The following is a 12,719-nucleotide window of genomic DNA, read 5'->3' as shown; positions in this document are numbered from 1 at the left end:
GGCCATAGTGGCACTTATAGGACGAAAGGGTGAGCCCATGCTGCGCCTCACGAGGGAACCGGGGCCGCCGTCCGGGGCTTCGGCTTCGCCGTCTTGGCCGCCTTGTCGCTCTTGTCGCCGGTGAACGCCTCGTACTCCTTGAGCACCTCGCCGGTCGGCCCGTCCATGCGCAGCTCGCCCCGCTCCAGCCACAGCACACGCTCGCAGGTGTCGCGGATCGACTTGTTGTTGTGGCTGACCAGGAACACCGTGCCGGCGTGCCGGCGCAGCTCGCGGATACGGGCCTCGGAGCGCTTCTGGAAGGAGCGGTCGCCGGTCGCCAGCGCCTCGTCGATCAGCAGCACGTCGTGGTCCTTGGCGGCGGCGATGGAGAACCGCAGCCGGGCCGCCATGCCCGAGGAGTAGGTGCGCATGGGCAGCGTGATGAAGTCGCCCTTCTCGTTGATGCCGGAGAAGTCGACGATCTCCTGGTAGCGCTCCTTGATCTGCTCACGGGACATGCCCATCGCGAGCCCGCCGAGGTGGACGTTGCGCTCCCCGGTCAGGTCGTTCATCAGGGCGGCGTTGACGCCCAGGAGGGAGGGCTGGCCGTCGGTGTAGATACGGCCGTTCTCCACCGGGAGCAGCCCGGCGACGGCCTTGAGCAGGGTGGACTTGCCCGAGCCGTTGGTGCCGATGAGGCCGATGGCCTCGCCCCGGTACGCGGCGAAGGACACGTTCCGCACGGCGTGCACCGTACGCACGCCCGCCGCCTTCTCGGCCCGGCCGCGGCGCAGGATGCGGTTGAGCGCGGCGGTGGCCGAACCGCGGCCCGCGCCCGTGCCGTTGACCCGGTAGACGATGTCGACGCCGTCGGCGACGACGGTGGGGATCTTCTCGCTGTGCTCAGCCACGTCCGTACGTCTCCTCGGCCTTCCAGAAGTAGATGAAACCGCCGACGCCGGCGAGCAGGGCCCAGCCGGCCGCGATCGCCCAGACGTGCGGCGGGAGCTGGCTCCCCTGGAAGCTGTCGATCAGGGCGAAGCGCATCAGGTCGATGTAGACGGCGGCCGGGTTGGCCTGCAGGACGGCGGTCAGCCAGGAGGGCGCGTCCGTGTGCTTGCTCATGATGTGGCTGATGCTGAACATCACGCCGGACGCGTACATCCACGTCCGCAGCACGAACGGCATCAGCTGGGCCAGGTCCGGGGTCTTGGCGCCGAGCCGGGCGACGATCAGCGAGACGCCGGCGTTGAAGGCGAACTGCAGCACCAGCGCCGGGACGGCCAGCAGCCAGGACGCGGCGACCGGGACGCCGAAGCAGAGCAGGATCACGACCAGCGCCGCCATCGAGAACAGCAGCTGCTGCAGCTGCTGGAGGCAGAACGAGATCGGCAGCGCGGCCCGGGGGAAGTGCAGGGCGCGGACGAGGCCGAGGTTGCCGGAGATCGCGCGGGTGCCCGCCATGATCGAGCTCTGGGTGAACGTCCACACGAACACCCCCGTGACCAGGAAGGGCACGAAGTCCGGCACGCCCCGGCTGGTGCCCATCAGCTTGCCGAAGATGAGGTAGTACACCGCCGCGTTCAGCAGCGGCGTCAGCACCTGCCAGACCTGCCCCAGCTTCGCCTGGCTGTACTGGGCGGTGAGTTTGGCGGTGGAGAACGCCGCGATGAAGTGCCGGCGCGCCCACAACTGGCGGACGTATTGGGACAGCGAGGGGCGGGCGCCGCTCACGGACAGCCCGTGCCGGGCGGCCAGGGCCGCGAGGTCGGCCTCGGGCGGCGCCTCGGCCGTCCGGGGCGGTGTGTGCAGGGCTTGAGTCACATCCGCTGCTTTCACTGGGGTTCCTGGGGCGCATCGCATGAGAGTCACGTCGGGACGACAGCGTCGGGACGAGACGTCGGAACGAGACGTCGGGACGGGACCGTATCGTCGCAACGGGAGCGTACGGCGATCCGACGTCGGAACGCAACCGTCCCGTCGTGACGCCCTATGCTGGTCCGCATGAGCACCGACGCCGATCAGTCCTCGACGCCGCCGCGCCGCCGGACCCCCGCCGGGGCGGCCGTGCTCCGGGAGGACGTGACCGAGGCGATCCGGGCGGCCGTCTTCGAGGAGCTGGCGGCCGTCGGCTACGCCCGTATGTCGATCGAGGGCATCGCGCGCCGCGCCGGCGTCGGCAAGACGGCCGTCTACCGGCGCTGGCGTTCCAAGCTGCACCTGGTGCTCGACGTGGTGTCGGCGGTCGCGGTGATGGGTCTGCCGGTCCCCGACACCGGGACCCTGGAGGGCGATCTGCGGCTGCTCTACGAGGTGACCGCGCGGGCGCTGCGGCATCCGCTGGCCTCGCAGATCCTTCCCGATCTGCAGGCGGAGGCGGCCCGCAGCCCGGAGATCGCCGAGGCCGTGCAGAAGGCGCTGCGCGACGGCCAGGCGAGCGTCGCCAGCACGATCGTGCGCGCCGCCGAGCAGCGCGGGGAGGTCCGGGCGGGCCTCGACCAGGAGCTGGCCCTCGATCTGATCTCCGGGCCCCTGTACTGGCGCTCGGTGGTCGTGCGCGGCCCGAAGCTGCCGAAGGGCCACCTCGACGCCCTGTCACGGGCGACCGCGGCGGCCCTCAAGGCCCTCTGACCGTCCGACCGCGCGCGCTCAGTCGCGGGCTGCCCCGGGGTGGGTGCGCACCCAGCCGTCCCAGGCCGACGTGACCATGTCCCGGACGTCGTACTTCGCCTTCCAGCCCAGCTCGGTGGCGACGCGGTCGGCGGAGGCGACCACGCGGGCCGGGTCGCCGGGGCGGCGCGGGGTGACCGTCGGAGGCCGGTCGTAGCCGGTCACGGCGTTGATGAGGTCGATCATCTCGCGCACCGACACACCCTCGCCCCGGCCGATGTTGAGGGTGAGGGAGTGGCCGGGCGAGGACTGCAGCGCGCGGGCGGCGGCGACATGGGCCTCCGCGAGGTCGACCACATGGATGTAGTCGCGGACGCAGGTGCCGTCCGGGGTCGGGTAGTCGTCGCCGAAGATCCGCGGGGCCTCGCCCTGCGTCAGCTTCTCGAACACCATCGGGACGATGTTGAAGACGCCGGTGTCGGCGAGTTCCGGCGCGGCCGCGCCCGCCACGTTGAAGTACCGCAGCGACGCCGTGGACAGGCCCGTGGCCCGGCCCGTCGCCCGGACCAGCCACTCGCCCGCCAGCTTGGTCTCGCCGTACGGCGAGATCGGGGCGCACGGCGTCTCCTCGGTCACCAGGTCGACGTCCGGCATGCCGTAGACGGCCGCCGAGGAGGAGAGGACGAAGGAGCGCACATGGGAGGTGGCCGTGACCGCCTCCAGGAGGACGCGCAGGCCCTCGACGTTCTCCCGGTAGTACAGCAGCGGCCGGTCGACCGACTCGCCGACCTGCTTCTTCGCCGCCAGATGGACCACGCCGGTGATCCGGTGGGCGGCGAGGGCGCGGGCGACGCGCTCGCGGTCCAGGGTGGAGCCGACGACCAGCGGGACGCCGTCGGGCACCCGGTCGGCGATGCCGGTGGACAGGTCGTCGTACACCACGGCACGCTCGCCCGCCCGGGTCATCGCCCGAACCACGTGTGCTCCGATGTAACCGGCGCCGCCGGTGATCAGCCAGGTCATGTACGGCCGTCCCCTCATCAGTGGCCAGTGCTCGTGCTCGGTCGGTGTCACTGTCAGTGAAGCAGGCGCCGGAGCCTGCCGCGTACCACGCTCAGGACTCCGCGCAGACCGGGGGCGACGCGGACGGCGAGCGCCCCGGAGTGGGTGGCGTAGGGCTGGACGAGGACCAGGCCGTGCCCGGCGCCGAGGACCACGCGGCGGCGCAGCGCTCCCGTGCCGGTGACGGCGTGCGCGGTGACCTCGCGCTCGGCGCCCTCCCGGAAGCGGAGGCGCACCCGCAGGTCCCAGGTGCCGGCGCCGAACGCGCCCCAGCGCACCGGGACCGCCGCCCGCCAGGACTCCCCGTCCGGCTCCGGCGGTACCGCCGTGGGTGCTCCCGCCGTGCGCCCCGTCTCCCGGCACCGCCATTCCACCTCCAGCGACTCGGGTCCGGCCCGCGCTAGCCGCCCGTACATCTCGTGCAGACGCAGCCGCAGGACGGCGGTGCGGGCGTGGGTGCGCAGCTCCGCGTCCACGGCGAGCGGGAGGACGTGGACGGGCTGGGTCAGCAGCGGTTCCAGGGTGACCTGGGGGAGCCCGGCCGACCAGACGGGGGTGCCGTCGGCGGCCCGCGCGTACGGCGGCTGCAGCCGGGCGGGACGGGAGGCGAGGTCACGCAGGCGGGGCAGGTCGAGCGGCTCAGGGGAGGCCAGGACGATCCGCCCGATGAGGCGTCCGGGCGCGGTCGGGTTGTGCGCCCAGTCCGAGGCGTCGTACTCGGCGAGGTACGCCCGCGTGTGCGCCCACCAGTCGCGCCGGTAGCGGGCGTCGCGCAGGACCAGTTCACGGGCGTACATCCGCAGTTCGTGGTCGAGGAACTTGGCGCGGGCGGCCCGGGCCAGCTCCTTCTGCCCGGAGCCCAGCAGGATCTCGTGGGCGAGCCGGCTCGCCTCGGTGCGGGCCCGCCAGTTGGCGACGTCCGCGCGGTCCAGGGAGATCGACAGCCGGCCCGCCGCCCGGCGCACATGCCAGACGTAGACCCGGTCCGGGACGACGGCGACGCGGGGGCGGGCGGCGAGGACGCGCGCGGTGAAGACGAAGTCCTCGTAGGGGAAGCGGCCCTCGGGGAAGCGGATGCCGTGGGCGCGCAGGAAGTCGGTCCGGTAGAGCTTGTTCACGCAGAGGGTGTCGTGGACCAGACGGGGGCGCTGCGCGGGGCGCTCGAACACGGCGTGCGCGGCGTACAGCGACGGCTCCCAGGGCACCTCGCGCCCCTCGGGCAGCTCCCGCCGGACGCAGAGGCCGCCCGCGACCTGGGCATCGGCGCCGGTGGCCGCCGCGAGCAGGGCGTCGGCGGCACCCGGCGGAAGCACGTCGTCGCTGTCCAGGAACATCACATACGGCGCGGTCACCCGGTCCAGGCCGGTGTTGCGCGGGCTGCCGCAGCCGCCGCTGTTGACCCGGCGCCGCACCACCTTCAGCCGTGGCTCGGCCGCGGCGAGCGCGGCGAGCCGGGCCGGGCTGTCGTCGGTCGAGCAGTCGTCGACCGCGACGACCTCCCGCACGACGGGGCCCTGGGCCAGCGCCGAGCGGACGGCGGTCGTCACATGGGCGGCGTCGTCGTAGCCGATGACGACCACGGCGACCTGCGGGTCGGGCGCGGTGGGCGGGGGCGCTGGGTGCATGGGGCCACGGTCCGGGTCGGAGGGATGGTCGGCAGATCCCGTGGGGCGGGAGGTGCGGGCCCGTGGCGGAAGACGGTGACGACCGCGGGCCGGTTCACTGCTCGTCACCGCGGATCGTAGGACGGACAAAGGGAATGCCGACGGAGATACGCCGCATACCAATGATGAATGTCAGCTAATAGTACGAATACGGCCCACCGGGGGCGGGCGAGGGTTACGCCTCCCGTGCCGCCGTGTCCAGCGCGGTGGTGAGCTGGTCCAGGCGCTCCCGCAGATCGCGGATCTCCTCGACGTCGAACCCGGTGGCCGCGGCGATCCGGCGCGGCACCTCGAGCGCCCGCTCGCGCAGGGCCTCGCCCTCCTCCGTCAGTCGCACCTCCACCGAGCGCTCGTCGCGGGCGCTGCGCTCCCGGCGCACGAGGCCGGCCGCCTCCAGCCGCTTGAGCAGCGGCGACAGCGTGCCGGAGTCCAGGCGCAGATGCTCGCCGAGCCGCTTCACGGGCAGTTCGCCCTGCTCCCACAGCACCAGCATCACCAGGTACTGCGGATAGGTGAGGCCCAGATCCTTGAGCACCACGCGGTAGACGCCGCCGAAGGCGCGCGAGGCCGCGTTCAGGGAGAAGCAGATCTGCTGGTCGAGGCGGAGCCAGTCGGCCGTGGGCGTGGTCGTCATGCCTCCAGGGTAGCTCCCCTGTACGCCATTCAGTTGCACACAATTCAATTGCGTGCTCTACTGATGGACATGCGGCGGCCCCGGGACGGAACGGGGCGGACCGCTCAGTCACGGGCGCCCCGGCGTCCGTCACGACCTACGAGAGGGATGGTTCTCCATGGACGCGCTCTACACCGCAGTCGCCACCGCCACCCACGGCCGCGACGGTCGTGCCGTCTCCAACGACGGCCGTATCGACGTCAAGCTGGCCCCGCCGGTGGAGCTGGGCGGCAACGGCGAGGGCACCAACCCGGAGCAGCTGTTCGCCGCCGGGTACGCCGCCTGCTTCGGCAGCGCGCTCGGCCTCGTCGGCCGTCAGGCCAAGGTCGACGTCTCGGAGGCCGCCGTCACCGCCGAGGTCGGCATCGGCAAGCAGGGCGAGGGCTTCGGCCTCAAGGTCACCCTGCGCGTCGAGCTGCCCGACACCCTCGACGAGGCGACCGGCCGCAAGCTGGTCGACCAGGCCCACCAGGTCTGCCCCTACTCCAACGCCACCCGCGGCAACATCGACGTCGACCTCGTCATCGAGTAACACCCTCCCGGGCGCCGATCCGCGCCAGCACCTCCCCCGTCTCCCGGCTCCAGGCCACGACGACCGCCTCCTCCGGCACCTTCTTCCATCGCGTCAGCAGCAGCCAGCGCGCGTGGTACCGCCGGGCGATCGCCGTGCGCAGGGCGCCGGTCGAGTCGGGGGAGAGGTATGCGCGCACATCGGCGAGCCGGCGTTCCCGCTCCCGCTCGTCCAGCGCGGGGTCGGGCCAGACCGGTGCGGCGAGGTTCGCCCCGTACCCCGGGAGGGAACGCGGGGCGAAGTGCCCGTCGGAGATGACCACCTCGCCCTTCGCCACATGCCGCGCCACCCAGGCGTACGACGGCCAGCGCGACGGCTGCTCCAGGCCCAGCGGATCCAGGGCCGTGGGCAGCACCGCCCCGCCCTGCACGGTGAGGAATCCGGCGCAGGCACCGGCCGCCGCGGTCAGCCCCAGCGCCCGGCGCGCCCGGCCCCACGGCCGGGGTGCCGCCAGCTCCACCGCCAGCGCGAACTGCAGCGGCACCAGGGTGAGCCCGAGGATCCTGCCGTACGTGTAGCGCCCGCTCGTCCAGCCGTACGCCACGAGCAGGCAGTCCAGGGCGAACAGCAGCACCAGCGGATCCCGCCAGGACGTACGGCGTCCGCGCAGCCAGAGCGCGGGCAGGCCCAGCAGCGCCAGCCAGAACTGCCCGAAGAGATGCTCGTACAGCTGCCGGTGGATGACGTCCACGCTGCCGTCCCCGGCCAGCGCGAACACGTCGTAGTACGGCCAGGACCCGGCGACGAGCACCGCGACGCCCGCCGTCACGGCCCAGCGCGCGACGACCGCCCCGTGCCACGGGCGCTGCCATCCGGCGACGAACGCCACCGCCCCCAGGGCCGCGGCCACCGCCGTGATCGGATGGATCAGCAGGATCAGCCCGTACAGCGCGCCGAGCCCCGCGTACCCGGCCCATCCGGGCAGACCGCTCGGGCCGACGTACCGGACCGCCCGCCCGCCGCGGGCGCGCGCCCCGGTCAGCGCCCAGGCCCAGAAGGTGAGCCCGATGGCGAACGCCGAGGGGTACCCGAGGTTCCCCGTCATCGACATCAGGTTCAGATAGCCGCTCCACCAGGCCCGCTCCGTGCCCCACAGCAGCGTCATCGCGCCCAGCGCGAGCACCGGCGCCCACGGCCGCGGTGTCAGCACCCGGGTCAGCCGGCCGATGCCGGTCAGCAGGACCAGCAGGTTCAGCACCCCGGCCAGCCGCACCACCTCCCAGCCGCCCAGCCCGGTCAGCCGCGCGAACACCGCCTCGGCGACCGCGTACGGCGAGTAGTACGGGCTGCCCGCGCCCGGCAGGTCCGCCATCGGATGGCGGGGGTGGAACAGATCCGCCCGCAGCCGCTCGACGACCGCCGCGTGCTGCCCCGCGTCGCAGCACAGCGGCACCGCCCAGTACGCCAGCAGCATCACCAGGCAGAACAGGAACCCGACGGCCTGGTACGGCGTCGGACGAGGGCCGCGACCGCCGCGCAGCGCGCTCGCGCCGCGCACGGCCCTCCGGACGAGGGTGCCCGCGGGGGCGCCCGCGGCTCCGGTCGGGGAGGGGGTGGGGGTTCGGGGCATCTGCCGAGTCTCCCCGCCCGGATCAACGGCTTTGACGCTCGTCACCTCTTCGGGTGAGTCCCCTGCTGCGGATGCCGGTGCGGACGCCGGTGCCGGTGCCGATGCCGGTCAGCGCGCGACCGGCAGCGACCGGGGACCCGCCGGAGCCGGCACCCGGCCCGTCCCGGCCGCCCGTCCCGGCATCGGCTCGCCCAGCATCAGCGTCCGTACGACCCGCTCGGCGGCCAGCCCGTCGTCGAACTCGCAGAACCGCTCCCGGAAACGCCGCCGCAGCCGCGCCGACTCCCCGTCCCGCCAGGCCCCGGACGCGAACAGCTCCGCCAACTCCCCGTAGGAGCGCGTCACATGACCCGGCGCCTCGGCCATCAGGTCGAGGTAGGTGCCCCGGCTCGCCGTGAACGCCCCCCAGTCGTCCGCGTGGACGACCAGCGGCCGGTCCAGCAGGGCGTAGTCGAACATCAGGGACGAGTAGTCCGTGACCAGGGCGTCCGCCGCGAGCAGCACGTCCTCGGCCCGCGGCACGTCCGTCGCGTCGACCAGCACGCCCCGGCGGTGCAGCTCCGCCAGGCCCATGCCGCGCGCGACGCCCTGCGCGAGCGACGGGTGCAGCCGGACGACGAGCGTGCACCCGTCGCCGAGGTCGCGGGCGAACCGCGCCAGGTCGATCCGGTCGACATGCCCGCCCTTGCGGTAGTCCCGGCGGGTCGGCGCGTACAGCACGACGGTGTTCCCGGCCGGCACCGCGAGCCGCGCCCGGGCCGCCGCGACCGTCTCCGGGCCCGCCGTCACCAGCACGTCGTTGCGCGGGCTGCCCGTCCTGACCGAGGCGAAGTGGCACGGGTAGGCCCGCTCCCAGGCGAGCTCCGCGTGCCGGCTCGCCACCAGGCTGTAGTCCCAGCGGTCGGCCCGCCACAGCATCTTCGGCACGTCGACGCCGTACCGGGCACCGGGCTTCGCCAGCAGATCGGCGCCCATGTACTTCAGCGGGGTGCCCCGGTGGGTCTGGATGTGCACACTGCCGGGCCGTTTCGCGAGCGTGCCCGGCCAGTTGACGTTGTTCACCCAGTACGTGGCCCGCGCCATGACCTCGTGGAAGCGCCGCGAACCGGGCGTCACGAAGTCCGTGCCGGGCGGCAGCCCCGCCACCGCGTCCTCCCGGACCACCCACACACCCCGCAGCCGCGGGGCGAGCTCGCGGGCCTTGGCGTGGATCGCCGCCGGATCCCCGAGCACTCCCTGGTGGGAGAACGCCGAGTACACCGCGAGATCCGGGTCCAGCGGACGCCGGGAACAGGCCGCGTACCAGGCGCGATGCGCCCGTCGTGACACCTCCCGTGTCACCTTCCGGCCGCCGCCCCCGGTCACCCGGCGCAGCTCGCGCAGCCCACGGGCCGCCGCGTACGAGGCGTAGGGCGCCGCCGCCAGCAGCCGCATTTCCGTGCCCCGCCACCCCTCCGGCGGGACGAAGCCCTCGGGAAGGTGCCGGGCGTGGAAGGCGCGGATCTCCCGGTAGAAGTCGGGACGGTCCGCCGGGCGCACCCGGTCCTCCCGGGCGAGCACGAACAGCATGTGGTCCAGCGCGCGTTCGAACAGCGGGGGCCGCGCCCACGCCAGCTCCGGGCGCCCCTCAAGGAAGGCGAACAGCCCGTCGTACTGGGGGAAGATGTCGAAGTGCCGGCGCCCCGGCGTCCGGGTGATCGCGCCCTGCCGGCGCTGCCGGTACTCGACGCCGATCCGCTCCAGGCACACGATCCGGTCGGCCAGCACCATCGAGCGGTAGGTGACCGGCGCGTCCTCGTACAGGCCCGGCGCGTACCGCAGCCCGTGCTCCAGGAAGAAGTCCCTGCGGTACGCCTTGTTCCAGGCGACCAGGAACAGCCGCAGATACTGCGGGCTCTCGCGGACGTTCACGACGTCCGTCCCGGCCGCCGCCAGCAGGTCGGCCGCCTCGCTGCGGCCCCCGCGGCCCCACCAGTGGGTGCGCACATGGTCGAAGACCAGGATGTCCGGCTCGTCGCCCGCCGTCAGCCGGGCGTCGACCGCCTCCAGCAGACCGGGCGTGTAGCGGTCGTCGCTGTCCAGGAACAGCACATAGTCGCCGCTCGCCTCCGCCAGACCGGCGTTGCGGGCCCGGCCGAGCCCGACGTTCTCCGGCAGGTGCAGCACCCGCACCCGGGCGTCGCGTTCGGCGTAGCCGTCCAGGATCGCGGGGCAGCCGTCGGGGGAGCGGTCGTCGACCGCGATGACCTCCAGATCGGTGTACGACTGCCCGAGCACCGAGTCCAGGCACTCCCGCAGGAAGCCCTGCACCTTGAAGACGGGCACGATGACGCTGAAGCGGGGCACGTCAGCTCCTTGTGAGGGTCGTCGCGGCAGGCGCGGGGGCGGGGACGCGTTCGGCGAGCGGGACCACCGGGGGCAGCGCCTCGGGCGGCTCACCCAGCAGCACCCGGCGCACCACGCGCTCGGCGGCCCGCCCGTCGTCGAACTGGCAGAAGCGCTCACGGAACGCGGCCCGCAGCGCCCCGGACTCCGCGTCCGCGTACGAGCCGTCCCGCAGCAGCGCCGCCAGCTCGCCGGGGGTGCGCGCCACCCGGCCCGGCGGGCCCTGCATGAGGTCGAAGTAGACGCCCCGGACCTCCCGGTAGACGTCCCAGTCGTCGGCGTACACGACGATCGGGCGGTCCAGGTTGGCGTAGTCGAACATGATGGACGAGTAGTCGGTGATCAGCGCGTCCGCGGCGAGGCAGACCTCCTCCGAGGACAGATGCCCGGTGACGTCGACGATCCGGCCGGAGCCCCGCGCGTCCCCCCGGTCGTAGAAGTAGTGGGCGCGCAGCAGCACCACGTACTCGTCGCCGATCTCCTCGCACAGCGCCGCCAGGTCGAGCCCCGTCTCGAAGCCGGACGCGTGGTCGCGGTGCGTCGGCGCGTACAGCAGGGCCTTCTTCCCCTCGGGGACGCCGAGTTCGCGCCGGATCCGCGCCACGTCCTCGGCGGTCGCCGTGTAGTAGGCGTCGTTGCGCGGATAGCCGTACTCCAGCGTCTCGTGGGCGGCGGGGTAGGCGCTCTCCCACATCTCCGTGGAGTGCCGGTTGGAGGTGACGTTGTAGTCCCAGCGGTCCACGCGGGCCAGCAGCCGGGCGAAGCTGCCGGTCGCGGCGGCCACCACCGGGTACATCGCCTGGTCGGCGCCCATCTTCTTCAGCGGCGTGCCGTGCTGGGTGGAGAGGTGCACGCTGCCCGGGCGTTTGACGACCGCGTCCGCGAAGTTGGCGTTGTTGATCAGGTACTTGGCGCGGGCCAGCACGTCCCAGGAGCGGCGGCTGCCGATGACCGCGTACTCCACGCCCTCGGGCAAGGTCGTCTCCTGGCCGGGCTCCACCAGGAACACCGAGCGCAGATGCGGGGCCAGTTCGCGGGCCTTGGCGTGGATCGCGGCCGGATTGCAGAGGTAGCCGCGGCCCCAGTACGCGCAGTACACCGCCAGGTTCGGGTCCAGGGGGCGGCGCAGTCCCACCTTGTAGCGCAGCCGGGTGCGCAGCCCGCGGGGGCGGGGCAGCCGCGCGAGTACGCCGGTCAGCGCCCGGTTGGCCGCGCGCAGCGCACGGAACGCCGGGTACGCCCCGCTCGCCAGCAGCCGGTGCTGTACGCCCGGACTGCCGCCCGGCGGACGGAACCCGGCCGGGCGGTGCCGCCGGTACAGCACCCCGGCCCGTCGGAAGAACGCGGCCCGGCCGTGCGGCAGCCGCCGCGGATGGGCGGCCGTCTTCAGTACGGCGGCGAACAGCTGCTCGAACAGCGGTCCGTACCGGCGGGCCGGCAACCCCCGCTCGGCGGCCCGTGTCAGCACCAGCTCCACCTGGTCCAGCAGCTCGGTGTGGTGCGCGCCCGGCCGGTTGAGCCTGCTGCCCTGCCGCCGCACCCGATGCCGTACGACGACCCGGCGCAGCACCGCCATCCGCACGGCCGCGAGCGCCACCAGCCCGCCGAAGCTGACATCGGTGAAGTGGCCGGCCGGGAAGACCAGTTCGTGCTCGACCAGGAAATCCCGCCGGTAGGCCGCGCTCCACGCGGGCAGTCCCACCCCGGTCAGCCAGGGGGCCCGCTCGGGCGTGAACGCTTTGTCGGGGGCGCGGGCCAGCAGCGGCGCGGCCGGGGTGGTCGGCTCGCCCGTCCACCAGGGGACCCGCTCGTGCCCGGCGTACAGGACGTCCGGCTCACCGGTCTCCCGCAGCCGCGTGTCCAGGGCCGCCAGCGCGCCCGGCGCCAGCTCGTCGTCACCGTCCAGGAACAGCACCCAGTCACCGGTCGCGGAACGCAGCCCCGCGTTCCGCGCCCCGGCCACCCCCTCCGTCGGGGGCGCGTGCACCGGCACCACCCGGCGGTCCCGCCCCGCGTACCGTCCGGCGACGTCCGCCGCCGGGCAGTCGGGGGCGTCACAGACCGGGATCAGCTCGACGTCGCCGAAGGACTGGGTCAGCACCGAGTCCAGCGCCCGGGACAGCCGGCCCGCGACACCATGGGACGGAACGATCACGCTGAAGCGGGGCATACTGCTCTTTCTGTCGAGGGGCGGGGCGGCCG

10 protein-coding genes are annotated in these 12,719 nt (G+C 73.5%); 2 read left to right on the top strand and 8 right to left on the bottom strand.

Translation table 11 applies throughout. The annotated features are described in order from the left end of the window. Positions 1 to 47: 47 nt before the first annotated feature. On the bottom strand, positions 48 to 893 hold the full coding sequence (locus KBY32_RS32770) for an ABC transporter ATP-binding protein (protein WP_210982636.1): 846 nt from the start codon (positions 891 to 893) through the stop codon (positions 48 to 50). Beyond that, positions 886 to 1,806, bottom strand: a complete 921-nt coding sequence (locus KBY32_RS32765) for an ABC transporter permease (protein ID WP_210982635.1) — start codon at positions 1,804 to 1,806, stop codon at positions 886 to 888. The genes KBY32_RS32770 and KBY32_RS32765 overlap by 8 nt, the downstream gene beginning before the upstream one ends. A gap of 168 nt (positions 1,807 to 1,974) precedes the next feature. On the opposite strand from KBY32_RS32765, the gene KBY32_RS32760 reads away from it, so the two are divergent. Then, on the top strand, positions 1,975 to 2,613 hold the full coding sequence (locus KBY32_RS32760) for a TetR/AcrR family transcriptional regulator (RefSeq protein WP_210982634.1): 639 nt from the start codon (positions 1,975 to 1,977) through the stop codon (positions 2,611 to 2,613). Positions 2,614 to 2,631: 18 nt separating this feature from the next. Here KBY32_RS32760 and galE read toward each other — a convergent pair whose 3' ends face one another. The 3 genes from galE to KBY32_RS32745 all read right to left on the bottom strand — a co-directional run bounded on the left by galE (position 2,632) and on the right by KBY32_RS32745 (position 5,952). Then, positions 2,632 to 3,615, bottom strand: a complete 984-nt coding sequence (gene galE / locus KBY32_RS32755; protein ID WP_210982633.1) for a UDP-glucose 4-epimerase GalE — start codon at positions 3,613 to 3,615, stop codon at positions 2,632 to 2,634. Positions 3,616 to 3,668: 53 nt separating this feature from the next. Further along, complete coding sequence (locus tag KBY32_RS32750; protein WP_210982632.1) at positions 3,669 to 5,279, bottom strand: glycosyltransferase; 1,611 nt, start codon at positions 5,277 to 5,279, stop codon at positions 3,669 to 3,671. A gap of 214 nt (positions 5,280 to 5,493) precedes the next feature. Beyond that, positions 5,494 to 5,952 (bottom strand): MarR family winged helix-turn-helix transcriptional regulator, encoded by a 459-nt coding sequence (locus KBY32_RS32745; RefSeq protein ID WP_210982631.1) that lies wholly within the window; start codon positions 5,950 to 5,952, stop codon positions 5,494 to 5,496. A 157-nt stretch (positions 5,953 to 6,109) separates the two neighbouring features. Between KBY32_RS32745 and KBY32_RS32740 the strand changes: the two genes are divergently transcribed. Further along, the gene (locus KBY32_RS32740) at positions 6,110 to 6,523 is read left to right on the top strand and encodes an organic hydroperoxide resistance protein (RefSeq protein ID WP_055625026.1); all 414 of its coding nucleotides are present in this window, start codon (positions 6,110 to 6,112) and stop codon (positions 6,521 to 6,523) included. Here the strand turns inward: KBY32_RS32740 and KBY32_RS32735 are convergent. The 3 genes from KBY32_RS32735 to KBY32_RS32725 form a co-directional block, all read right to left on the bottom strand. Continuing rightward, positions 6,513 to 8,132 carry a hypothetical protein gene (locus KBY32_RS32735; RefSeq protein WP_210982630.1) on the bottom strand — a complete coding sequence of 540 codons (1,620 nt, stop codon included), beginning with the start codon at positions 8,130 to 8,132 and terminating at the stop codon, positions 6,513 to 6,515. The genes KBY32_RS32740 and KBY32_RS32735 overlap by 11 nt on opposite strands. A gap of 108 nt (positions 8,133 to 8,240) precedes the next feature. Beyond that, positions 8,241 to 10,478, bottom strand: coding sequence for a bifunctional glycosyltransferase family 2 protein/CDP-glycerol:glycerophosphate glycerophosphotransferase (locus KBY32_RS32730; RefSeq protein ID WP_210982629.1), 2,238 nt, complete (start codon positions 10,476 to 10,478; stop codon positions 8,241 to 8,243). A gap of 1 nt (position 10,479) precedes the next feature. After that, positions 10,480 to 12,687: a bifunctional glycosyltransferase family 2 protein/CDP-glycerol:glycerophosphate glycerophosphotransferase gene (locus tag KBY32_RS32725; protein WP_210982628.1), complete on the bottom strand. Its 2,208-nt coding sequence runs from the start codon at positions 12,685 to 12,687 to the stop codon at positions 10,480 to 10,482. Positions 12,688 to 12,719: the final 32 nt, after the last annotated feature.

Origin of the sequence: Streptomyces sp. RK62 (assembly GCF_018070255.1) — a bacterium.
Taxonomy (GTDB): domain Bacteria; phylum Actinomycetota; class Actinomycetes; order Streptomycetales; family Streptomycetaceae; genus Streptomyces; species Streptomyces nigra.
This window is presented reverse-complemented; position numbering and strand designations above follow the sequence as displayed.

Bases quoted from the DNA above. Each gene is read 5' to 3' on its own strand.
- KBY32_RS32725 (WP_210982628.1), bottom strand. From the start codon at position 12,687: ATGCCCCGCTTCAGCGTGATCGTTCCGTCCCATGGTGTCGCGGGCCGG.
- KBY32_RS32740 (WP_055625026.1), top strand. From the start codon at position 6,110: ATGGACGCGCTCTACACCGCAGTCGCCACCGCCACCCACGGCCGCGAC.
- KBY32_RS32760 (WP_210982634.1), top strand. From the start codon at position 1,975: ATGCTGGTCCGCATGAGCACCGACGCCGATCAGTCCTCGACGCCGCCG.
- KBY32_RS32750 (WP_210982632.1), bottom strand. From the start codon at position 5,279: ATGCACCCAGCGCCCCCGCCCACCGCGCCCGACCCGCAGGTCGCCGTG.
- galE (WP_210982633.1), bottom strand. From the start codon at position 3,615: ATGACCTGGCTGATCACCGGCGGCGCCGGTTACATCGGAGCACACGTG.
- KBY32_RS32735 (WP_210982630.1), bottom strand. From the start codon at position 8,132: ATGCCCCGAACCCCCACCCCCTCCCCGACCGGAGCCGCGGGCGCCCCC.
- KBY32_RS32745 (WP_210982631.1), bottom strand. From the start codon at position 5,952: ATGACGACCACGCCCACGGCCGACTGGCTCCGCCTCGACCAGCAGATC.